Genomic DNA, 21,714 nt, shown 5'->3' with positions numbered 1-21,714 from the left:
GGTGCAATATTAATTCCGATCCCCCTTTTTAGGGTGATCGTGGCAGTTCTATACTTTCTGAGAGAATAAGGGAATTCCACGTCCAGAAGTATCAAGGTACAATCAATATTGTGCATCAATACCCTGATTGTGGTTTAACCCGTATTAGATAGGGGTCAAATTCATATCCTATTGGTAGATCTTACCGATCATAGCCCCCTACATCCATTGCAGCAGGAGATTCGGTGCATGAGTTCCCAGAAAAAATCTAAGCCGACGATCTTGGTTGTCGATGACGAACCCGATAACCTAGATTTGCTGTATCGCACCTTTCATCGGGAATACCGGGTGTTGCGAGCAGATGGTGGGCCGGAGGCGCTAGATATTTTAGCGTCCGAGACCGACGTGGCGGTGATTATTTCTGACCAAAGAATGCCGCAAATGAGCGGGACAGAATTCTTGAGTTTAACCGCGGCCCAATATCCCGATATTATTAGAATTATCCTCACTGGCTACACCGACGTCGAGGATTTAGTCGAAGCGATTAACTCAGGTAAAGTTTTTAAATACGTCACCAAACCCTGGGATGCGGAGGAACTCAAAGCCATAGTTAAACAGGCTTTAGAAACCCATGGGGTTCTCAAATCCCGTACCGAAGAACTTCGACGCGCCCTGCAACAAGAATCCCTCCTCTACGCCGTTACCAATACCATTCGCTCGGCTCCCAACTACCGGGAAATGCTGCAACGGATCGTGGAAACCGTTGGCCAGATGTTTGAGGCCCGCTATTGCCTGCTGCGACCCTTTCAAGATCGACAAATGGTGGATGAATGGTTTATGTATCAGTCTGGACGAGGAGAAGTCACAGAAACCCCAGATAGTCAAAAACCGTCCCAGCATCTGCTGCAATTATTAGTCTGGGAAACCACTGACGTCGAAGTAATTCAGGACGGGGCCACCGATGAACGGGTCTTATCGGTCACCGAACGTCAACAGGCCTATGATCAAACTCAAATTCGGTCAAGTTTAGTGGTTCCCCTATTCTATAAATTGGACTTAATGGCGGTTTTAGCCCTGCATCACTGCCAAGAACCCCATATTTGGCTCGACCACGAAGTGCAGTTAGTGATTACCGTGGCTGACCAAGCGGCCCTCGCCCTCTCCCAAGCCCGGGCCTATGACCAGGTGCGGGAACTGGCGAAACGGGAAGCCCTAGTTAATACCATCACCTCAGCCATTCGTTCGAGTCTCGATCCGCGCACGATTTTCGCCGCCATTACCCAACAATTGGGAGAAGCCCTACAAGTCGATGGTTGTGCCTTATCCCTCTGGACAAGGGATGATGAATATGTTCAGTGTGTGGGGTTGTATGATGCGACTCGCCAGGCTTCGATGGTTAGTGATGAATGGTCATCCGAAGCCACTACTCCCACCCCTAAGCTGTCCCTAGAAACCTTACCGCAGTCGGCCGTTCCGATTCGAGAAAATCCAGTCTTAAAAAAACTTTTACGCAGCCGCCAACCCGTTATTATTGAGGACTTAGATCTGCAACCGGAATGTAAGATTGCGGAATTACCCCTACGTTCTGCTTCTAAAGCCCTAATGTTAGTGCCTTTGCAGTCCGAAGGCCAGATTATTGGCAGTATTTCCCTGCGGCAAAATAATCGGACTCGTAAATGGCAGGAGTCGGAAATTAATTTAGTGGAAGTGGTGGCCGTACAGGCGGCTCTGGCGGTGCAACAGGCGCGTTTATATCAAAAAACTCGACAACAGGCGGAACGCTTGTTAGAAGCTGACCGGGTAAAAACGGAATTTTTCCAGAATATTTCCCATGAGTTTCGCACCCCTTTAACCCTAATGATTGGGCCGTTGGAATCGGCAATTAATCAACAGCAGGATTTACCCCAGGAACAAGCGAAAATCGCTTTAAGGAATTCTCGACGACTATTGCGGTTAGTGAATCAATTATTGGATTTACAACGATTTGATGCCGGACGAATGCAGCCCAGTTTTCGTCCCTGTGATTTGATTGCTTTTTGCCATAGTACCGTTGAGTCTTTTCAACTTTATTGTCAGAAGAAAGAAATTTACTTAGAAACGGAGTTAAACCATTGTCCGTTGCTGTATTTAGATCTAGAACGTTTTGATAAAATTCTCTATAATTTATTATCTAATGCCATGAAGTTTACCCCCGCTGGAGGAACTATTACCCTGAGAGTTGAACCGATCGGAAATCATTGTCGTTTACAAGTTACAGATACCGGAATTGGGATTAAACCTGAACAAATTCCCTATTTATTTGAACGGTTTCGGCAGGCGGAAGGGTCAGCTAATCGTTCCTATGAAGGGTCGGGTTTAGGGTTAGCTTTAGTCAAGGAATTAGTGGAACTGCACAAGGGACAAATTTCCGTGGAATCTGTGTATGGGAGAGGCACCACTTTTACGGTTTGGCTACAACAGGGAACCTCCCATTTACCCGGGGAACAAATATTAGAAATTCAGGCGGAATTAAATTCTAGTCGGGCTTCGGTGGAGTTTGCGGATATTGATGTGGATGTGACGGAGGGAGATGATTCTGATGGGGTTGAAGCTGGTCAAGAGAATATAATTTTAAATGAGAATATTCCCTCTACTAATTTAGTTTTAGTAGTAGATGATAACCCGGATTTACGCCGTTATGTCTCCAAAATTCTACGCCAATCAGGTTATAATGTGGTGGTGGCTTGTAATGGGGTGGAAGGGTTTGAAATTGCCCAAAAATATCACCCGGAAGTGATTATTACGGATTTAATGATGCCTTTAGTATCGGGGTTAGATTTAATTCGGTTAATTCGGAATAACCCTGAATTGAAGGGAACCCCGATGATTTTATTAACGGCTAAAGCTGATGAAGATACCCGTTTAGAAGGGGTGGAACGGGGGGCTGATGCCTATTTATCGAAACCCTTTAATGATCGGGAATTGTTAGCAGAAGTTAGAAATTTACAGTCTTTAAAAGAGAATGAAAGGCGTATATCTGAATTAAATCGATATTTAACAGAATCAGTATTGAAGCGATTTTTACCCGAAACCATGGTAAAAAAAGCCGCAACTGGTGAATTATCGTTGGATCTGAGTCCTGAACCTCGGTTAGTCACAATTTTATTTAGTGATATTGTCGGATTTACTCAGATGTCGAATCAGTTACAATCCCAGGGGATTGCGGTGGTGTTAAATGAGTATTTAGCGGAGATGACCCGGGTGATTTTTGCTAATGGGGGTACAGTAGATAAGTTTGTCGGGGATGCGGTGATGGCTTTATATGGCGCCCCGGAGGAGTTATCAGCCCAAAAACAGGTGAAACAGGCGGTGAACTCGGCGCGGCAAATGTTGCGATCGCTCGATAAGTTAAATCAACACTGGCGAGAACAGGGTATTGTCGGGGAAAATGGAGTTGAACCCGTGCGTTTTCGATGTGGAATTCATATTGGGACGGCGGTTGTCGGGATGTTTGGATCTCAAGAGCGATCGGATTATACCGCTATTGGCCCGGCGGTGAATATGGCGGCTCGCTTACAAGAAGCTGGACGTCCGAATAGTATTTTAGTCTCTACAGAAGTAGCCAGCTATCTCCCTCCAGAGGAAATTTTAAACCAAGAATTCCATAAATTAAAAGGCATTGGGGACGAAGTATTGACCCTGATGGTCAGCCCCGAACTCCCCTTTAATTAATTGTAGTGAATCCTTTAGGACTCTGAGGCGTAAACTGATATTGTAGTGAGTCCTTTAGGACTCTGAGGCGTAAACGTCTCACTACAAGTGATCACAATAACCGAAAAAAATCTAATTTCCTAATATTATATGAAATCTAATATGAAATCCCTAAATGTATGCTCCATATTCTACAAATTTCCCCCTTTTTAAGCATGATGAAATGGGTATGTGATAGTTTAGATTTACAAACAGATATAGGATTTATTCTACAGTGGATGTTTGTAACCTTGGTGGGATTTTTAGTTAGTTTAATTTGGATAGAAATTGGAGAAAAACCGGATTTAGGAGCCTTAGAAGGAGCTATTGGCGGATTAATTATTAGTCTGGCTCAATGGTTTATTTTGAAACAGTATATTTCCCAAAGTTGGCGATGGATTTTTGTTCATGTTTTCATATTCAGTATCATCGCCTTAACTCCGGTCGGACTCTTGGGTTGGGTGGCTCCACGCACCTTAAATCTTACCCCTAGAATTGTCCACGGGTTGATAGAAGGAGTAAAATTAGGACTGTGTTTAAGCCTAGGACAATGGTGGGTCTTACGCACTGAAGTTTTCCAAGCCTGGCGATGGATAATAGCCAGTGTCATCTCTTGGGGGGTCGCATTACCCATCGGTTGGATGTTTGGAGGAATTATGCGTCAGGGGACAAGTTTCTTTCTCGGAGACGTTTTAGGTTTATTCCTGGTTTGGACAATTGTTGCTGGGATGACCGGGACAGCACTAACTAGGTTATTATGGTATCCGGTTAAACAAGGTGATTGGTAGGAAGTTCAAGTTGTTTACGGTGATCAACCTCCGTTGTTTCCTCATTTTGATGAGGAAACAAGAGTTCGGAAGTAGATATAACTTCCCCTTGATGCGAGTCTATTTCTGGGGTTAAAACTGATTCTGAGGGATCGGGTAAAATATTTAATAGAATTTTAGGGCCAGATATTGCTAAGTGAATCACCTGTCCATCCACTAAAGGGATTTGTTGAACCGCCTGTCCATTGACATAGGTTCCATTGGTTCCTAGATTCACGACCAGCCAACGTTGATTGATATGACAAATCTCGACATGGTAACGAGAAACGACCGCACTATAGAGAACAACATCATTCTTCAGCGATCGCCCAATCCGAATCACATTGTCCTTGTCAAATACCCAACTGCGGACAGGAATCGATTGGAGAGGATGTAATAAGGTTAATCTAATCACATTGGCAGAATCTAACAATCAACAGCTATGCCATGAACCTATTTTCAATCGAAAATTTGGAATTCTCGGTTTTTAGGGAATAGAATCAAAAACTTCCTTCATTTTGGGGTTTAATAGGGGTTAGATTTCCTAATTCCCTTAAATAAGCTGTTAATGATCTAATCCCACGGTTCAACCGATTTGAATAACAGGGAAACCCGGTTTTTTCTCACCCCCTCCTAACCCTTGGAAAGTTGAAAAATAAACGAAACCAAATCCCCTTTTCCTAAAGAAATCCGATCACCTGGTTTTAACCGGTGACGATTCCCCTTGGGCAGAGCCGTATTATTAATATAAGTGCCATTAGAACTGCCCACATCTTCAATATAATACGCATCTCCTTCAAGGCGAATATCCGCATGGCTACGAGACACAATTTCCGAATTGGGAAATCCCGAAACATCCACATCGGGGGGGACTAAATCATTCGGTTTTCCCAAATGAATCACCGACACATTTTGAGGTAATTCCAGATCCGTACTGGTTTGGACATGAATTAACTTAGCCGTCTGTTGCTGTAACTGAGTCGCCGAACTTTGGGAACCCAAATTCATCGGAACCGGAGGGGGTTCAGGAATGACCATCGGAATCACCGGAGGAGTCGTTTCCATTGCCACAGGAGGGGGAGATTTCTCTAAATTTAACCCCGAACTCACCGCCACTTCCGGTGTGGGTAGATTCGGAGGCGAAACCACCGTCGGAATTACCGCTTGTATTTCCTCCTGATTACTAACCGTCGCGGGCTGTAAATTCGACCCACACTGACCACAGAAAGCCGCATCCGTTTGTATCGTTGCCCCACAATGGGGACAGCTGGTAGTGGAGGGCAAAGGCGTATAACAGGCTTCACATTGGGTCGCGCCTTCTGGGTTTTGATGACTACAATTCGGACAAACAATCATAGGATTTGGATAAGCAAACTTGAGTAAAATTAGGGTTTCAGATGCTTAATTTTGGCAAATTTTCAGCGAGTTTGGCTCCGGCTTCCCGATCCAATAACCACCAAAGTTCCCCCACGGGTTGAATTAGGCGGCTGGGATAGGTAATGGCATCCTCCTCGGTGGCGAACACCCGGTCTAACGGTTCTTGTTTATTTGACCCGGTGACCAGAAACAGGACACAACGGGCCTGATTAATCAAAGGAACCGTAAAGGTTATTCGGGGCTGACCATCCTTATTGCCAACGGTAATTAAGCGATCCTCAACGGTTAAGGCTGCGGTATGGGGAAATAAAGATGCGGTGTGAGCATCATCTCCCATCCCTAATAAAACCACATCAAAAGCGGGGAACTCTCCGGCATTGAGCGCAAAGAATTGTACTAACTCCCTATTGTATTGTTCTGCATCGGCAATGGGATTATTGGCTAAAGTTGGCATCGGATGAATATTAGTGGCGGGGAAATTCACCCGATCCAGCCAGGCCTGCGCTGCCATTTTTTGGTTACTATCGGGGTGATCCGGCTCCACATAGCGTTCATCTCCCCAAAAGACATGAATTTTATCCCAAGGTAAAGGTTGTTTGGCTAGGGCTTCATATAGGGGTTTGGGGGTACTCCCTCCGGCTAAAGCGATCGTAAATTGATTCCGAGTTTCAATTGCTTCTGTGATTTTAGCCAGAAGGATTTCTAAAGCTCGCTCAATGAGTTCCTCTCGATTCGCTAAAATTTCTATATTTTTTTCCACTGGGATAGCCTCACAAGATGGATTTCGACATTGAATTCACAGGCTATAATAATCATAGGGGGTTTTGTTCGTTAGCGGTTGGGGTACAAAACCCAGCATTTCTTATCTGAATTACTTGACTATCTACCCCTGTTCCTTTCAACCCAGCAATCGGCTGTTTGTCAGTTATGTCACACCGAATTCCTGAGTCTATTCGTGCCGTAGGGGAGGAATTGCGGTTTCTCCTGCAACCTCGTATTTGGGGCTCCGTCAGCGTTCTGGCAGTGGTGGGGGTTTTCTTTTGGCAATTTTCTGAAAACCCCGAATGGTTTAGTTTAGATGGAGAATCAACCCTAAATCCTGGCAACTCCGAGAGTCAACTCACCCCGGAACAACAATCGATTGCTGCGGATATTGATAACTCTAAAGTTTTACTAGACGCATTAGGGAGTAATAATCCCTTGATTTCGCCTTTAAATTCTAATAGTGAGGTCAATAAAGATTTACTTAAACAAACTCAAAACCCAGATAAAAAATCTGAGCCGAGTCCTCGGTCTAATCCTTTATTGGATAGTTTATTTTCCCCATCCAATTCCACAAATCAACCCCCCGTAGAGGAAAATTCCCCAAAAACCTCCAATCTTCCCAATTCGGTTTCTGAAAATTCTCCTACCTCTACTACTGGCAGTTCTAACTTGGGTCTAAAGGGTTTGGGCTCCCCTGCAACAGAAACCACAAATCCCGAAACGGCAAAAACCCCCCTACAACAAGCTATGCAGAACTATCTGCAAACCCAGGAAACAGAAAACACGGATTCGGCTGCACCCTCTGATACAACTGATGCTTCAAAAAGCTCATTAATCAACGATAAAAATTCCGCCAGTAATCCTCCGAATAATCTCACTAATTCTAATTCAGCCTTAGATCCCAGCCTTGGAACAGCAGTTGGTGTCACACCTTTTACTGGAAACCCAACCCTTACAGGACAGGTTACTCAACCCAGTTGGAGTGTTCCCAGAGACAATCCTAATCAGGCTGTTGGTACGGTTCCCCTGCCCCCGATTCAGAATCCCTATCAAACTAACGTTACCCTACCTCCGGTGGTTCCTACCGTGCCAACAGTTACACCTGGAACCGTCCCCAATTCTGGGTATGCCAACTTCAATTCCTTACCTTTAAATAATACCGTTCCCTCCTATTCAGTCACGCCTAACACGAATATTAACAGCACTGTTCAACCCGTTCAACCGAATAACTACATGACTCCTAGTAATATGAATCCCAATATACAACAGGGTCAAATTGGTCAACCCCAACCTAATTTTTCCGTTCCTAACCGGGTTCCAGGTCGTTATATTGGCGGGGGGGAAATTAACACTTTTGCCAACCCATAAATTAGAGAGGAATTGGGAATTACGAAATAATACTGTAATCATCCCAATCTTAATTATCGCTGTTACCAATTCAAATCAATCTCTATCTCTATCTGGAATATTGCACTCAGGGCATTCTCCAAAATACCACTGACTTTCCTCCTCATTATACCAAGAACTCCAAACTTCCCCACTATTATATGAACTCCCCAAAAAGTCATCTTCATCTTCTTCCAATCCAGAAAAAATATCTATTTTTTTGTCTGGATGATCAAATTTTTTCAATGCTTCCAAAAGCGTTTCCTCAGAAGATGTTTCAGCATTCCAGACCTCCTCAAAGACAGCCGTAGAATATTCTTCGTCGTTGTTGTATGTCCTAGCATAAACACTCAAAATTTCTCCAGAAAAAAAAGTTCCAATATAAACAGAAGGCTTTTTGATCCAATCATAGCCACGAGCGCGTCCATTATAATATTCAATCACTACATCACTGCCACCTGGTATGTGTGAAAGAAAATTTGTTCGAGCTTCGCGCTTAACCCACAATACACAATTAACAAGATGTTCTGGTAAACCGATATAAACGTGTTCAATTTCTTCATTTCTTTTTAACCTTTCTTCAAGTCGTAATTGTTTTTGATCTTTTATTTTTTCAGTTTGAGATTGCTTACGGACTAGTTCTTCTTCTTCTGCTTCTTTTTTCTGACGAATTTTCTCGTTACGTTGTTGTTCAAACTCATTTTTACGAACTGAACCCACCAAAGCTAGTGTAATTTCATCTAACCATTGGGGTACGGAACTATCAATATTGACCCATATCTTTTCAATAGAAGCAACTAGATCATCTTGCTCATGCTGAGGGATATCTTGTGCATTTAACCAAATCTTCCTGACTTTTTCACGATCACTATTATCAATCTCATACCAAAAGTTAATATCTACGGATAAACCAGAATCTAATTCTTTAGCAAGTTCGGGGTAATCGTGCTTGATATTTCTAATGTGAAACCAAATCCCCTTTTTTTGTCGTTGGTAAGTATTCTTAAATGTGCAACTTACAAAACCGAAACCTCTGTCTAAATTGTATTCACGAATATGACCAAATTCAATTTCCATAAATTTAATCCCTCAGATTTACGTCGAATTTAACCTAGCCTATATAATCAATGTGTGTTTTACTAAATTATTATAATAAATTTGAATTGTAGTTCCACTTAGAGACCCGCATTATCTTACTCCAACTGATTTACGGTTCTATTATCATCCAATCATACAAACTTAACAAGACGGAAAAAGACGGATAAAGAAGGAGATTTTCTTAAGAATGTATAAAGTGGGCGGAAAATGACGGATAATGGCGGATAAGTAATTTTTTTGGAGGGGTCAATCTCAAAGAGATGGACTGGGAAACTGTGTTAAAGTCGATTGATGAGTTAGTCTTTAAACAAACCGGAAAGCACCTTGATAGTTTGCAAATGGAAATTTTAAAAGGGGTTTTCAATAGTCAGAAGTACAGAGAGATTGCAGAACAGTATAAATGTACTAAGGGTCATGTCAAGGATGAGGGATATGAACTCTGGCAACTTTTGTCAGAAATCTTAGGAGAAGATCTAAATAAGTCGAATTTTTGCGCTACGGTTGAACGGTTAGGATTCGCAAATTCTCAACATCAGATTATTGGTAATCCCGTTCAGATTGGCAATCTTAATTTGTGTTCTAATCCCGAAAAATTAGATTTAGACAACTGGGATGCTGTCAATACTGAATCAAATCAGCAAAATACAAGACCTTCCAAGCAAACAATTGACGATGTTTTGCGTGTTACCCAATTAAAAACTATTTCTAAGTTAATCAAACTAGGTTTAACAGCAGAACAAATTACTGAAGTTGTTGATTTACCTTTAAATAAAGTACAGGAAGCTATGGAAAAATAAATTAACATTGGTTTAATTATCACTTTCAATTGATAGATTAGCAGCAAGCCCTAGAATTTCGCCAAAAGAGGAAACAGGAATTAAATGTTTATTTTTCGAGTAGTGGCAGTGGTTTAAATCTCGGAGCTTGACATGATTATAACTAAGCTCTATACTAGGAATATGGATGCAGCAGACATGAGATAAACATGACATCCCGTTACCCTTTAGGGTCGAGGCAAGTCCGGTAAAGACGATCTGAATACCAAAAATATAAACAAGTTTTTGGCGAAGGCTCCTGAAGGAGCCTTTGTTATTTAAGGCTTAGGTAGTTTCTTGTTATTCAATAAGTTCTTAGCTATGACGAAGAAATTGACTTTCTTTATTTTCCCTATACCTTCGTTTTTGGGATAGGCACTTGTTACATGGAGTCTTAGCCTTTTACTTTCCTTGAATACTCGAAAAACAACAAAATAATCAACTTTAACACCCTCTGAGTCCACAACTTTCACAATTGCATAATTTCCATACCCGGCATGACAGACTAAGGTTGCACTCTGACCTAGTGCCTTGATAATTTCAGGTAACTGCTTTGATAGGTAATATCTCTCAAAATTGAAGGGTCTGGACTCTCTTGGCGCATTGTACATTAATAATTGTGATTCTTCGTTTGTAAGCTCTTGTAATTCTTTAGTGAAGCAATGTAAGCCATAGGTTACTATAAATTTGTATGTAATCAGATTATTTTTGTCCCTATCATCAAGATATTCAACCGAATGGGCGTTTAGATGTGATAAATCGTAAATTTCACTATTTAGTGTAAAGTCTCTCCACTTTATAACTTCTGTTTCAACAGTATTAAATCTTTCACCCATCTGGATATAATATATAGCAATTCGCGCTATTATTTTTACAAGTGCCGAATATGATTATACCACAAAGATACAAAGAACAAAAAGAAATTGTAAACAATAAGCTCTCATTGCTACAACTAAAACAATTGCAGTGATGTATCAATCATCTGGTTTTAATAATTTTTTGTTGACCGCCACTCAATTTCATTGATTTTAAATAATCTTTAGCTTGAACAATTCGTTCCTCCTAACTGGGTTTCAGATCGTTTTCAGATCGTTATATTGGCGGGGGGAAAATTAATACCTTTGCTGATCCATAAAACCGGATTCAAACTATAATTTAATTATCAAAAATAGGAAATAAAACTGAATCAATCCCCCAAATAAACCCGGCAATTCTGATTAGAATTGATTCAACCCGTAAAAAAAATCACCCCTGAAGGACTTTACTATTGCAACCAACATGATTACTATGGGAAAGACAAAACATCACGGTTTGGAGTGAGGAAACAGGATGTACATCGTACAAATTGCCTCTGAATGCGCCCCAGTCATCAAAGCGGGAGGCTTAGGCGATGTTGTGTACGGACTCAGTAGGGAGCTAGAACTGCGGGGTCATACCATTGAAATTATTTTGCCCAAGTACGACTGCATGAGGTATGACCAAATTTGGGGACTTCATGAAGCCTATGAAGACCTCTATGTTCCCTGGTTTGATGGCGCAATTCATTGTACTGTCTTTTGTGGTTGGGTTCATGGAAGCTTATGCTTTTTTATTGAACCTCACTCCGAAGATAATTTCTTCAACCGAGGTTGCTATTATGGTTGCGTAGACGACCATTTACGATTTGCCTTTTTTAGTAAGGCCGCATTAGAGTTTTTACTTAGAACTGATAAACGTCCCGATATTCTCCATTGCCATGATTGGCAAACGGGTTTAGCTCCTGTGATGTTGTATGAAATGTACAAATATCATGGCATGGAAAATATTCGGGTTTGCTATACCATTCATAACTTTAAACATCAAGGAATCGCGGGGACAAATATCCTTTGGGCAACGGGATTAAACCGAGAATCCTACTATTTTGAATATGACCGTTTACGCGATAATTTTAACCCCTTTGGCTTAAATTCTATGAAAGGGGGAATTGTCTACTCTAACTTTGTTACAACCGTATCTCCTAACCATGCCTGGGAAGCCCATTATGGAGAATTTGGTTATGGTTTAGGACATACTTTAGAACTGCATCAACATAAATTTGGTGGCATATTAAACGGGATTGATTATGCGGTTTGGAATCCTGAAATTGATTCATTTATTCCCCACCCCTATAGTCCCGAAGATTTAACAGGAAAGGAAAAGAATAAAAAAGCTCTACGGGAAAGATTGTGGTTAAGTCATGATGATAAACCTCTTATTTGTTATATTGGTCGTTTAGATGATCAAAAAGGGGTGCATCTGGTGCATCATGCGATTTATTATGCCCTGCATCGACAAGCTCAATTTGTATTATTAGGTTCAGCAACCGAACCCAGTATTAATTCTTGGTTTTGGCATGAAAAGAACTTTTTAAATAATAACCCCGATTGTCATTTAGAACTTGGGTTTAATGAGGAATTATCCCATTTAATTTATGCAGCGGCGGATATTATTGTGGTTCCGAGTAATTATGAACCCTGCGGATTAACTCAAATGATCGGGTTAAAATATGGGGCAGTTCCAGTTGTTCGGGCTGTGGGAGGATTAGTTAATACGGTTTTTGATCGGGATTATGACGAATATCACGAACCGGAAGAACGAAATGGTTATGTTTTCAATTACACGGATTTTCAAGCCCTAGAATCCGCAATGGATCGAGCCATTGGCCTGTATAATTACTATCCCGATGAATTTGAAAAATTGAGAATTCAAGGCATGAATTATGACTATTCTTGGAACCAACCGGGAACAGATTATTTAGCCATTTACGAATTCATTAGACATAAGTAATTGAGTTGCTACGGATTTAAACCTGGGTTTGTGGAAAGCAGTGCCAGCGTCCTCGCTGGCTGGTGTTCATATCGCTGTGCGATCGCACGTTTCAGCAGTTTTAGGTTTCTGCGGTAAAAGATTCTGGGTCAATGTCCCAGTTTACCCAAGAAATGGCGGCACGGGCAGAAGTGAGGTCAGGAGGAACCCGCAAAACGTGAATATGATTTGTACTCGGACAAGTCATTTTCAACAGATGAATTGGTTCAATATCCACCTTAGCATCAATTTTAAGTAAGGTATATTCGCGCCAAGAGTCAAGTTCAATGGCTTGGAGTTCCTTACAGATGCGCTCATAGCCCATTTTTTGGATCAACAGTCGGCGAATTTCCGAATTTTTTTCCGTCAATAACCACTCAGCTTTTCGCTGGCTGGGGTGAGCCCAATATTGCCGAGGAAATCCCTTCATCCCAAATACAGAAACTTCCAAGTTTTGATTAGGATGATTAGCAAGTGCTGAGAAATCCTGAATCGGATTGTCCCTTAGATCAATATACTTCAAGTCTTTTAATTGTCCAATTTCCGGTGGTAGTTCTGTCAGAGAATTACGACATAAATCAAGTGTTTGTAGACTTTGCAACTGACCGATTTCCGGTGGTAGTTCTGTCAGATAATTACGCTCTAAATAAAGTGTTTGTAGACTGTGCAACTGACCGATTTCCGGTGGTAGTTCTGTCAGAGAAGTATGGTGTAAATAAAGTGTTTGTAGACTGTGCAACTGACCAATTTCCGGTGGTAGTGCTTTCAGATGATTATTCCCTTGATTATTCCCTAAATAAAGTGTTTGTAGACTGTGCAACTGACCGATTTCCGGTGGTAGTTCTTTCAGAGAAGTACCCTCTAAATAAAGTGTTTGTAGATTGTGCAACTGACCAATTTCCGGTGGTAGTTCTGTCAGACCATTACTGTTTAAATTAAGTACTTGTAGACTTTGCAACTGAACGATTTCCGGTGGTAGTTCTTTCAGAACACGATTACCCCCTAAATTAAGTGTTTGTAGACTGTGCAACTGACCAATTTCCGGTGGTAGTTCTGTCAGACGATTATGCTCTAAATTAAGTGTTTGTAGACTGTGCAACTGACCAATTTCCGGTGGTAGTTCTTTCAGACGATTATTCCCTTGATTATTCCCTAAATCAAGTGTTTGTAGACTGTGCAACTGACCAATTTCCGGTGGTAGTTCTTTCAGAGAAGTATTCTTTAAATCAAGTGTTTGTAGATTGTGCAACTGACCAATTTCCGGTGGTAGTGCTTTCAGAAGACGATTATACTCTAAATTAAGTGTTTGTAGACTGTGCAACTGACCGATTTCCGGTGGTAGTTCTGTCAGAAGATAATTACGATCTAAATAAAGTGTTTGTAGACTGTGCAACTGACCAATTTCCGGTGGTAGTTCTGTCAGACGATTATTGCATAAATAAAGTGTTTGTAGACTGTGCAACTGACCAATTTCCGGTGGTAGTGCTTTCAGAGAAGTATGATCTAAATTAAGTGTTTGTAGATTGTGCAACTGACCAATTTCCGGTGGTAGTTCTGTCAGAGAATTATGCTGTAAATCAAGTGTTTGTAGACTGTGCAACTGACCAATTTCCGGTGGTAGTGCTTTCAGATAACTACGCTCTAAATCAAGTGTTTGTAGACTGTGCAACTGACCAATTTCCGGTGGTAGTGCTTCCAGAGAAGTATGCTCTAAATTAAGTGTTTGTAGATTGTGCAACTGACCAATTTCCGGTGGTAGTGCTTTCAGAGAAGTATGATCTAAATTAAGTGTTTGTAGACTGTGCAACTGACCAATTTCCGGTGGTAGTGCTGTCAGAGAATTATACTGTAAATAAAGTGTTTGTAGACTGTGCAAATGACCGATTTCCGGTGGTAGTTCTGTCAGAGAACTATCCTCTAAATTAAGTGTTTGTAGACTGTGCAACTGACCAATTTCCGGTGGTAGTGCTTTCAGAGAACTATACTCTAAATTAAGTGTTTGTAGACTGTGCAACTGACCAATTTCCGGTGGTAGTTCTGTCAGAGAATTACTGTTTAAACTAAGTGTTTGTAGACTGTGCAACTGACCGATTTCCGGTGGTAGTTCTCTCAGATAATTAAAGGATAAATTAAGTGTTTGTAGACTGTGCAACTGACCAATTTCCGGTGGTAGTGCTTCCAGAGAACTATGCTCTAAATTAAGTGTTTGTAGATTGTGCAACTGACCAATTTCCGGTGGTAGTGCTTTCAGAAGAGAACTATACTCTAAATTAAGTGTTTGTAGACTGTGCAACTGACCAATTTCCGGTGGTAGTTCTTTCAGACGATTATCTCTTAAATAAAGTGTTTGTAGACTGTGCAAATGACCAATTTCCGGTGGTAGTTCTGTCAGAGAATTACGCTCTAAATTAAGTTCTTCCAGGTATGTATGCTGTTGAAAAAAGTCAGATAGAGGTTCTGTAAGCCTTGACCCCGATAAATCTAGCGATAAATTTAGTTTCATGAGATTCTCCAGTTGTTCAAATTTGTTTAGGAGAGCGATCGCCATCAAACCCACCAAAAGGAAGTTGTGGGATGATTGCCAAATCAGCAATTTTTAGGTTTTTACTGCAAAAGCTTCCGGGTCAACATCCCAGTTCACCCAGCAAATGGCTTCACGGGCGGAAGTGACGTCAGGAGGAACGCGCCGGACATGAAAACGCAGGCTGCATCACTCGTTGCAGCACTCGCCACCCGTCGCGCGATATCTGTTGAGTCTAGGACAATAGATTAATCAGCAACAGGGTGCCATCCTGTGGGTTCATACTCCCGTTGAATCCGCACGGCCCAATCCCCCTTGGGAATTTGCAGCGCATGATGTTCTTCGTGGCTGAGGGTAGCAAACTCAGACAAGACACGCAGATACAGCGTCCCATCCCGTTTATAGAGTTCTGCTTGTCCGTTTGAAATTTGGTGTTTGTGTCCGGTGGCTTCACCGAGGGCAAGCACCAGATGGTCTTGCTTATAATGATCATATTGAACTTCTGCTGTGCGGGGAATTAAAAGAACGTCACCTTGTCGCATCGGTTGCATTGTACTTCTCCTGTATAGCCGTTGTTATTTCCTAGTCTAATCGCTGTGAATAGTTGAGTTAGGGTCAAAATCAATTTACACTTTAGCCCAGATGGTTTGTACAGGCTATTTGGGATTCTGAGGCGATTACCCTGGGGCTAATTCTCTTGCGCGATCGCACGTTTCAGCAGTTTTAGGTTTCTGCGGCAAAAACTTCGGGGTCAGGGTCAGGGAGTAACGGTTATTTCTCTAACCGCACCGCATACCATTGCAGATATTGACCCGCACCCACATCTAGGTCACAGCTTGTATCAAGAAGACACTTGGCTTGTTCTTCAATGGTAGCAAAGCGCTGTAAATCTCTGGGTAAGTTGTCTTGACATTGCGACAAAACGGATTTGAGTTTTTCCAGGAGTTCCGTAACATTCATAAACTGTTCCGGTTCATGGGTTTCTAACAGCAGAAAGGTATCCTCATCATACATCAGCGCATCTGGCATAGTAGTTTTCTCGCAAAATATTAATATAATAATAATAGAACAAACTAAACTACACCCGCTTGAAAAATCTGGTTTGCTGTGAGGTTCAAATCTGGAAAAGTTGGCGACACAATCCGATCATTCTCTCGAAACTTGACGATTTGATATTCACCGTCAACCAAGTTACAGATAGAAATTGTCGGTTGTTTGGGATTTCCAATAAAATTGCGTCCGCCCAAAGCAGCATAATCGATAATCCAATATTCCGGTATACCCATCTCCTCATAATCGGCATATTTTAAATAGTAATCATCTCGCCAATTGGTTGATACAACCTCAATTACCAAAGCTATCGATGCACCTAAACTGAGGGTAGATTGTTTTTGCCATAATGTTTCGTTAGCCAGATTTGCGCGATCGAGCACCAAGATATCAGGAAAATAACCACAATCTTTTTCAGGAGGTCTAACTATCACTTGGCGGGGGATACCGTAGGGTAATCCCAGACGATCTATTTGAACGGAGATTTTGATGCCAAGAAAACTGATAACTTCCTCGTGTTCGCCTACTGGTTGTGCCATCTCAACAATATCTCCATTATGCAGTTCGTAGCGTACCGCCGAATTTTCTGGCAGCCACTCCACAAATTCCTCGAAGTTTACGAGTTTGGGTAAAGCTTGAGTCATAGGTTTTGAGAATTACCGATAATATAAATTATATCTCTAAGTTCTATTATCTAAACCAGTTATGACGCTTTGGAGAGCATAATGTTAAGAATTAGTATTGAAAACGTAGGAGATCACTTGAAAGCCCTCTTAGAAAGAGTAGCTCAAGGTGAAGAAATCATCTTAGTTGATGGGAGTAGAGAAGTTGCCAGACTTGTTCCACCAAAAACAAGACAAGAATGGGTATTGCAAAGAAAAAGATTTCGAGACTCTGTACTCTTGACAGGTGAATCGTTGAGGATGACAATTATTCAAGCCAGAGAAGGAGAACGGTATTGATTTATTTAGATACGAGCGTGTTAGCTGCTTTTTACTGGTCAGAAGCACTCAGCGAAATAATAGACGATTTATTAAACAATGAACCCGAACCCGCATTGAGTCAATTGCCAAGGTATTAGGAGTTCCAGTCCAAATTTTAAGACTTTAGCGCGACCAAAAAATTTCGTTTTAATTAATGCTTGCTTGGGAGCACAACTGCATTAATCCAGACTGAATCGGTATATATTGTTCAGGTGTTAAAGTTCCTAAATAAGCTAGAACTCGACGAGGATCAATGCTCCGCAATTGATCTAAAAGAACTATAGAGGGTTGAGGTAAACCACCTACTCCAGCTTCTAAACAGGGATAAAGGCTTGGATTTTGGCGTGACCATAATCCGGTTTGAGTTGTCAGAGGTACAACTATTAACATTGGATAACGTACTTCTCCCCAAGGCAATCCAATCACAATTACAGGTCGATTGCCTTGCTGTTCATGTCTTCTCGGAATGTGACCGGGTAAGGCAACTAAGATGACATCCCTGCTTGACAGTAAATCAGGCCGGAACATCTTTACCTCCAATTACTGCTAATCCTAAACCTGGGATATATTCAACTGGTTTCCCTTGGGGTTGACCATTGATGCCCCAATCGTAAATATCAACTTCTGAGAGGTTAGCTTCAGCTTCCTGAATTTGTTGTTCTAGTAACTTATACAGTTCATGTTTAGCTTCTAAATCCAGACGAGAGATGGCTTCTATGATTGTGGTCAAAGGAATTGATACATTTACGATTGTTTGAGTCATAACAGAAATTTGGGCTATTGTTTGCACAAAAAGGTTAATGCTAATAATTATTATAACACTAAATATCAACTTCTGGCTTAAATATTTGACACCCATAGACAACTTATAAAAACCCGCCCCAACCCCACCAACAAATGATGCAAACTGGCTTGACAATTATCAGCTAAAACTGAAAGAGATCGGAGCGATCACGCTTTCCCTCTAAAAAAACGATCACGATATTTTCGTGACCAACGCGATCGCACCTCCCCAAAAAAGCGATCGCTTTTAAGAGGGGGCGGGTTTAGATAGGTTATGGGTTAGTATTGAATCTTGTTGCGGAACCCGCCCCTACAAAAAGTTACTATTAGCCGATCGCACCTTGGTTGATATTAAACCCCTAAAAGGTCGGAATGACTGGCGCTTGAAAGTGGGAGATTATCGGGTAATTTTTATAATTGATAATGAAAATAAAGTTTATTTTGTTACTAAGATTGGGCCGCGTGGAGATATTTATAAATAAGAAGGTAAGGGCGATCACATTTAAGAAGAAGAAGGGCGGGTTTAGGAATATTATTGGTGAGAATTGAATATTATTACAGAACCCGCCCCTACCAATAGTGATCGCCCCCAATAATTCCTGTAGGGGCGGTGCCAAGAGTGCCCGCCCGACTATGACAGTTATCGCCGCGTCAAGCCCTCTACCGAAGTAAGCGTATAGACATTAGGCAAGAAATCTAGGGGATTAGGAGATCCAAGAAGATCAAATGATAGTTGTTTGTAATCACTAGCAAATAGTCCTCCTCCCAGTCCATTCCCAATCCCAACGTCTAAGAAATTATCCAAGCTTTCACTACCCGGGCCGCCTAGCTCTCTGCCGCGATTTGTCAAAGTGAAATTTAACTCTCCTTGACCCTTTTTATCTTCTGGAATTAGAAAACTGGTAGATCCTAGACCTTTTTGACCACTCCCCGTGATCTCTACAATTCTGCTGTCGTTGTCTGGATTCGAGTATTTGACATTGAGGTTAGCAGTCTCCAGATAAGGGATAGCAGATGGTTCTATCTCTATTTTTAACGAGGCAGTGGATGGTGCTGGGGGACTTGGTGTTGGATTTAGTGTTGGGGGAACTGTTGGAGATTGCGGATCGCAAGCATTGATTCCTAATTCTTTGCGAAGATTAGATGATAGTTCGCCTTTACCATCAAAGAAATATTTATTGATGCCACTAAATAAGTTTTGAACTGAATCGCCAATCTTAAGAAGTTTTGTTAGTGGCCCAGGAAGGGGAATTTTATCTTCTACCGCTCCTGTTACTGCTTCTTTGAGGGCTTCGTCGTTGCCAAACAAAGCTGTACAAATAACACCAGAAGCTTGACTTATTGCTTCAAATTCCTCAATGGCACTGCTATTTCCATTTACTGGTAATCTAAATTTCTGAAACACAGAGCCAACCTTTTCAGCACCATCTTTCCAATTACCTACCATTTCTGCTGTTTGCTCAAATGCTTGACAAAAACCTTTGCCAAAAATGCAACTAATCTCTAATGCTAAATTTCTGGCAAAGTCTGTTCCCAAGTCTCCAATTCTACCAACTTCTATTTCGCCTGCTGGACTTTTCTCTATTACACTGGCTGAGTTATTGTCAATTCGTTGCAGAATGACTGAGTTGGAGGAACCTGCTTGCTGGAGTTCCGCTCGCGTTCCTTCTGGATTGTAGCGAACTGTGTAGGGTTGAAGGCTGCTGTTGTCTTGATTCGATGGTGTGTATCTGACAGATTCCTGATACACTTGAGTGTCAGTTTTCTTGATGGTAGAAACAAACTGACTTCCATCACTGCCTGCTAGAATCATTTCATAAGTATCTGCTGATATCTGTCTGGTTGTCGGTGTGTCATAAGTTACAATGTTTGCTTTTACTAAGCGTCCTTGCACGTCTGCTGGTGAGACTCCTGCAACCCGACCCAAGATCGCACCAGTAGCAGTATTTTTAATTACCGTATCTGAAGTTCCTGGTACGATAGAAGCTGCTTCTAAAGTCACTCCTGCTTCTGTTAAACCCTCAGTTAGTCCAATAAAATCATCGTCTTTATTGAAGTCTGTGATTAGATCGGCAGTAGATAGAGTGATCACAGCACTATTACTAGGCAAGACAAAAATATCTTGACCTCCACCCCCAGTCAAAGTATCTATCCCAAAGTCACCGTACAGAAAATCGTCGCCGTCGCCACCGTCTATTAAGTCAGCACTCTTTCCCCCATAAATTGTGTCGTTCTCTTGGCTGCCGAAAAGATTGTCATTTGGCTCGGGAGTTGGCGTGAACGTTGGAACCGGAGTCGGTGTTATCGTTGGAACCGGAGTTGGCGTGAACGTTGGAACCGGAGTTGGCGTGAACGTTGGAACCGGAGTTGGCGTGAACGTTGGAACCGGAGTTGGCGTGAACGTTGGAACCGGAGTTGGTGTGACCGATGTAACCGGAGTTGGTGTTATCGTTAGTTCGGGAGTTGGTGTTATCGTTAGTTCGGGAGTCGGTGTGACCGATGGAGCCGGAGTTGGTGTGGCCGATGGAACCGGAGTTGGTGTTATCGTTGGCTCGGGAGTTGGTGTTACCGTTGGCTCGGGAGTTGGTGTTATCGTTGGCTCGGGAGTTGTACTAACGGCAAAACTGCTGCTAGGAACATTTAGCAAGACTGCGATCGCACGATTGGTAAGTTTGTCTATGATCAGCGTATCGCCACTACCAGTACCATCAGCACCTGTACCCGCAGTCAAAGTGTAGTTATCAAAATTCAAAAAGCCATTCTTGCTGGTAATGCGATCGCTTCCAATTTGATAATCGGTAATATAATCAATACTCTGATCATCTAGCCTCAGGAAAAATGTATCAGAGCCATCGCCACCTGTTAGCGTATTGATACCGCGATCGCCGTACAAAATATCATTGCCTCCACCACTGACAATTAAATCATTGCCTTGACCGCCGAATAACCAATCATTACCATTTCCTCCTATAAGAGTGTCTTGATCTTGGTTCCCGAAAAGGGAATCATCACCACCTCCGCCATCGATTGAATCATTTCCTTTCCCAGCGTAAACAACTTCAGCATCAGAAGAACCGCTCACGCTATCATTACCTTGGCGAATTACCAAACCAGACATACCCTGAAGTTGTCCGGCTTCGAGTACAACATTGTCGGCTGTATCTTCTCCGACTAAATAAATCCCTTCTTTTTTGATAGTCATAAGAATAAATATGAGTGTTTGGAAATCCAGTCGCTATACCTTACGGCAGGCTAGGCCAATAGCACTGGGAGGAAAAAGGAACTTGGGTTTCAAGGAGCGAATTTCTGGGAAAAACCCGGTTTCTTAGCTAGTTGCAGATTGTAAACCTCACCTATTTGTCAAAAAAACTCCACAGCATGGGTATCTTTTGGCGAAAGACTCGGTGTGATGTCCAAAAGTCGAACGGTCTGTCGAACAACTTTGATCATGCCAACAGACTACCAACCACCCAGGGAAAAAAAGTTGCCAAAAGGTGACGATTCAGGTAGGATAAAGTGACAAAAAGTGAAAAAAGTGAATAACATAGGTCTAAATCCCCAAATCCAGAGAAATAGACCCGGTTTCAATTACTATTAAT

Annotated in this window: 18 protein-coding genes and 2 pseudogenes; 7 read left to right on the top strand and 13 right to left on the bottom strand. The window is 41.9% G+C overall.

The features are described 5' to 3' along the window. Positions 1-228: 228 nt before the first annotated feature. Both AC2D3N_RS22510 and AC2D3N_RS22505 read left to right on the top strand, forming a co-directional pair. Positions 229-3,690: a response regulator gene (locus tag AC2D3N_RS22510; RefSeq protein ID WP_079680461.1), complete on the top strand. Its 3,462-nt coding sequence runs from the start codon at positions 229-231 to the stop codon at positions 3,688-3,690. A 158-nt stretch (positions 3,691-3,848) separates the two neighbouring features. Next, complete coding sequence (locus AC2D3N_RS22505; protein WP_234996773.1) at positions 3,849-4,496, top strand: hypothetical protein; 648 nt, start codon at positions 3,849-3,851, stop codon at positions 4,494-4,496. Here the strand turns inward: AC2D3N_RS22505 and AC2D3N_RS22500 are convergent. The 3 genes from AC2D3N_RS22500 to pgl form a co-directional block, all read right to left on the bottom strand. After that, positions 4,477-4,929: an FHA domain-containing protein gene (locus AC2D3N_RS22500; RefSeq protein WP_079680520.1), complete on the bottom strand. Its 453-nt coding sequence runs from the start codon at positions 4,927-4,929 to the stop codon at positions 4,477-4,479. The two genes, AC2D3N_RS22505 and AC2D3N_RS22500, sit on opposite strands and share 20 nt — an antisense overlap. 218 nt (positions 4,930-5,147) lie before the next feature. After that, entirely contained in the window at positions 5,148-5,870 is a 723-nt protein-coding gene (locus AC2D3N_RS22495) for a double zinc ribbon and FHA domain-containing protein (protein WP_484692207.1), read from the bottom strand. 37 nt (positions 5,871-5,907) lie between these two features. After that, positions 5,908-6,651, bottom strand: coding sequence for a 6-phosphogluconolactonase (pgl, locus tag AC2D3N_RS22490; protein WP_079680459.1), 744 nt, complete (start codon positions 6,649-6,651; stop codon positions 5,908-5,910). Between the two features lie 167 nt (positions 6,652-6,818). On the opposite strand from pgl, the gene AC2D3N_RS22485 reads away from it, so the two are divergent. Then, positions 6,819-8,024 (top strand): hypothetical protein, encoded by a 1,206-nt coding sequence (locus tag AC2D3N_RS22485; protein ID WP_484692206.1) that lies wholly within the window; start codon positions 6,819-6,821, stop codon positions 8,022-8,024. Positions 8,025-8,099: 75 nt separating this feature from the next. Here the strand turns inward: AC2D3N_RS22485 and AC2D3N_RS22480 are convergent, their stop codons facing one another. Beyond that, entirely contained in the window at positions 8,100-9,119 is a 1,020-nt protein-coding gene (locus tag AC2D3N_RS22480) for a hypothetical protein (protein ID WP_484692205.1), read from the bottom strand. 281 nt (positions 9,120-9,400) lie between these two features. On the opposite strand from AC2D3N_RS22480, the gene AC2D3N_RS22475 reads away from it, so the two are divergent. Beyond that, the gene (locus tag AC2D3N_RS22475; protein WP_484692204.1) at positions 9,401-9,937 is read left to right on the top strand and encodes a helix-turn-helix domain-containing protein; all 537 of its coding nucleotides are present in this window, start codon (positions 9,401-9,403) and stop codon (positions 9,935-9,937) included. 296 nt (positions 9,938-10,233) lie between these two features. On the opposite strand, the gene AC2D3N_RS22470 is transcribed toward AC2D3N_RS22475, so the two are convergent. Continuing rightward, positions 10,234-10,791 carry a hypothetical protein gene (locus AC2D3N_RS22470; RefSeq protein ID WP_484692203.1) on the bottom strand — a complete coding sequence of 186 codons (558 nt, stop codon included), beginning with the start codon at positions 10,789-10,791 and terminating at the stop codon, positions 10,234-10,236. Between the two features lie 493 nt (positions 10,792-11,284). Between AC2D3N_RS22470 and glgA the strand changes: the two genes are divergently transcribed. After that, the gene (glgA, locus tag AC2D3N_RS22465) at positions 11,285-12,760 is read left to right on the top strand and encodes a glycogen synthase GlgA (protein WP_079680455.1); all 1,476 of its coding nucleotides are present in this window, start codon (positions 11,285-11,287) and stop codon (positions 12,758-12,760) included. Positions 12,761-12,860: 100 nt separating this feature from the next. Here glgA and AC2D3N_RS22460 read toward each other — a convergent pair. The 5 genes and pseudogenes from AC2D3N_RS22460 to AC2D3N_RS22440 all read right to left on the bottom strand — a co-directional run. Continuing rightward, a pseudogene (locus tag AC2D3N_RS22460) lies at positions 12,861-13,190 on the bottom strand (DUF6745 domain-containing protein); the annotation flags it as partial. Positions 13,191-13,256: 66 nt separating this feature from the next. Next, a pseudogene (locus AC2D3N_RS22455) lies at positions 13,257-15,281 on the bottom strand (leucine-rich repeat domain-containing protein); the annotation flags it as partial. Between the two features lie 266 nt (positions 15,282-15,547). Beyond that, positions 15,548-15,850, bottom strand: a complete 303-nt coding sequence (locus tag AC2D3N_RS22450) for a hypothetical protein (protein WP_484692202.1) — start codon at positions 15,848-15,850, stop codon at positions 15,548-15,550. 220 nt (positions 15,851-16,070) lie between these two features. Beyond that, positions 16,071-16,328: a CRR7 family NDH-1 assembly protein gene (locus AC2D3N_RS22445; RefSeq protein WP_484692201.1), complete on the bottom strand. Its 258-nt coding sequence runs from the start codon at positions 16,326-16,328 to the stop codon at positions 16,071-16,073. Between the two features lie 44 nt (positions 16,329-16,372). Then, complete coding sequence (locus AC2D3N_RS22440; RefSeq protein WP_484692200.1) at positions 16,373-16,993, bottom strand: Uma2 family endonuclease; 621 nt, start codon at positions 16,991-16,993, stop codon at positions 16,373-16,375. Between the two features lie 69 nt (positions 16,994-17,062). Here AC2D3N_RS22440 and AC2D3N_RS22435 point away from each other — a divergent pair, with 69 nt between their 5' ends. Continuing rightward, positions 17,063-17,311, top strand: coding sequence for a type II toxin-antitoxin system Phd/YefM family antitoxin (locus AC2D3N_RS22435; protein ID WP_484692199.1), 249 nt, complete (start codon positions 17,063-17,065; stop codon positions 17,309-17,311). 168 nt (positions 17,312-17,479) lie between these two features. Here AC2D3N_RS22435 and AC2D3N_RS22430 read toward each other — a convergent pair whose 3' ends face one another. Beyond that, positions 17,480-17,860: a type II toxin-antitoxin system PemK/MazF family toxin gene (locus AC2D3N_RS22430; RefSeq protein ID WP_079680449.1), complete on the bottom strand. Its 381-nt coding sequence runs from the start codon at positions 17,858-17,860 to the stop codon at positions 17,480-17,482. Continuing rightward, positions 17,847-18,095 (bottom strand): hypothetical protein, encoded by a 249-nt coding sequence (locus AC2D3N_RS22425; RefSeq protein ID WP_144017825.1) that lies wholly within the window; start codon positions 18,093-18,095, stop codon positions 17,847-17,849. The genes AC2D3N_RS22430 and AC2D3N_RS22425 overlap by 14 nt, the downstream gene beginning before the upstream one ends. A gap of 304 nt (positions 18,096-18,399) precedes the next feature. Here AC2D3N_RS22425 and AC2D3N_RS22420 point away from each other — a divergent pair, with 304 nt between their 5' ends. Then, on the top strand, positions 18,400-18,597 hold the full coding sequence (locus AC2D3N_RS22420; protein WP_484693784.1) for a type II toxin-antitoxin system RelE family toxin: 198 nt from the start codon (positions 18,400-18,402) through the stop codon (positions 18,595-18,597). 158 nt (positions 18,598-18,755) lie between these two features. Here AC2D3N_RS22420 and AC2D3N_RS22415 read toward each other — a convergent pair whose 3' ends face one another. Beyond that, complete coding sequence (locus AC2D3N_RS22415; protein WP_484692198.1) at positions 18,756-21,317, bottom strand: calcium-binding protein; 2,562 nt, start codon at positions 21,315-21,317, stop codon at positions 18,756-18,758. Positions 21,318-21,714 lie beyond the last annotated feature (397 nt).

It is taken from the genome of Planktothrix sp. PLAVEN19ND (genome assembly GCF_057220675.1).
This window is presented reverse-complemented; position numbering and strand designations above follow the sequence as displayed.

What these genes read in the sequence shown, in the direction of transcription:
- AC2D3N_RS22415 (WP_484692198.1), bottom strand. Translation starts at nt 21,317, where the DNA reads ATGACTATCAAAAAAGAAGGGATTTATTTAGTCGGAGAAGATACAGCC.
- AC2D3N_RS22470 (WP_484692203.1), bottom strand. Translation starts at nt 10,791, where the DNA reads ATGGGTGAAAGATTTAATACTGTTGAAACAGAAGTTATAAAGTGGAGA.
- AC2D3N_RS22475 (WP_484692204.1), top strand. Translation starts at nt 9,401, where the DNA reads ATGGACTGGGAAACTGTGTTAAAGTCGATTGATGAGTTAGTCTTTAAA.
- AC2D3N_RS22510 (WP_079680461.1), top strand. Translation starts at nt 229, where the DNA reads ATGAGTTCCCAGAAAAAATCTAAGCCGACGATCTTGGTTGTCGATGAC.
- AC2D3N_RS22445 (WP_484692201.1), bottom strand. Translation starts at nt 16,328, where the DNA reads ATGCCAGATGCGCTGATGTATGATGAGGATACCTTTCTGCTGTTAGAA.
- AC2D3N_RS22480 (WP_484692205.1), bottom strand. Translation starts at nt 9,119, where the DNA reads ATGGAAATTGAATTTGGTCATATTCGTGAATACAATTTAGACAGAGGT.
- AC2D3N_RS22485 (WP_484692206.1), top strand. Translation starts at nt 6,819, where the DNA reads ATGTCACACCGAATTCCTGAGTCTATTCGTGCCGTAGGGGAGGAATTG.
- AC2D3N_RS22425 (WP_144017825.1), bottom strand. Translation starts at nt 18,095, where the DNA reads ATGACTCAAACAATCGTAAATGTATCAATTCCTTTGACCACAATCATA.
- AC2D3N_RS22440 (WP_484692200.1), bottom strand. Translation starts at nt 16,993, where the DNA reads ATGACTCAAGCTTTACCCAAACTCGTAAACTTCGAGGAATTTGTGGAG.
- AC2D3N_RS22450 (WP_484692202.1), bottom strand. Translation starts at nt 15,850, where the DNA reads ATGCAACCGATGCGACAAGGTGACGTTCTTTTAATTCCCCGCACAGCA.
- glgA (WP_079680455.1), top strand. Translation starts at nt 11,285, where the DNA reads ATGTACATCGTACAAATTGCCTCTGAATGCGCCCCAGTCATCAAAGCG.
- AC2D3N_RS22430 (WP_079680449.1), bottom strand. Translation starts at nt 17,860, where the DNA reads ATGTTCCGGCCTGATTTACTGTCAAGCAGGGATGTCATCTTAGTTGCC.
- AC2D3N_RS22495 (WP_484692207.1), bottom strand. Translation starts at nt 5,870, where the DNA reads ATGATTGTTTGTCCGAATTGTAGTCATCAAAACCCAGAAGGCGCGACC.
- AC2D3N_RS22505 (WP_234996773.1), top strand. Translation starts at nt 3,849, where the DNA reads ATGCTCCATATTCTACAAATTTCCCCCTTTTTAAGCATGATGAAATGG.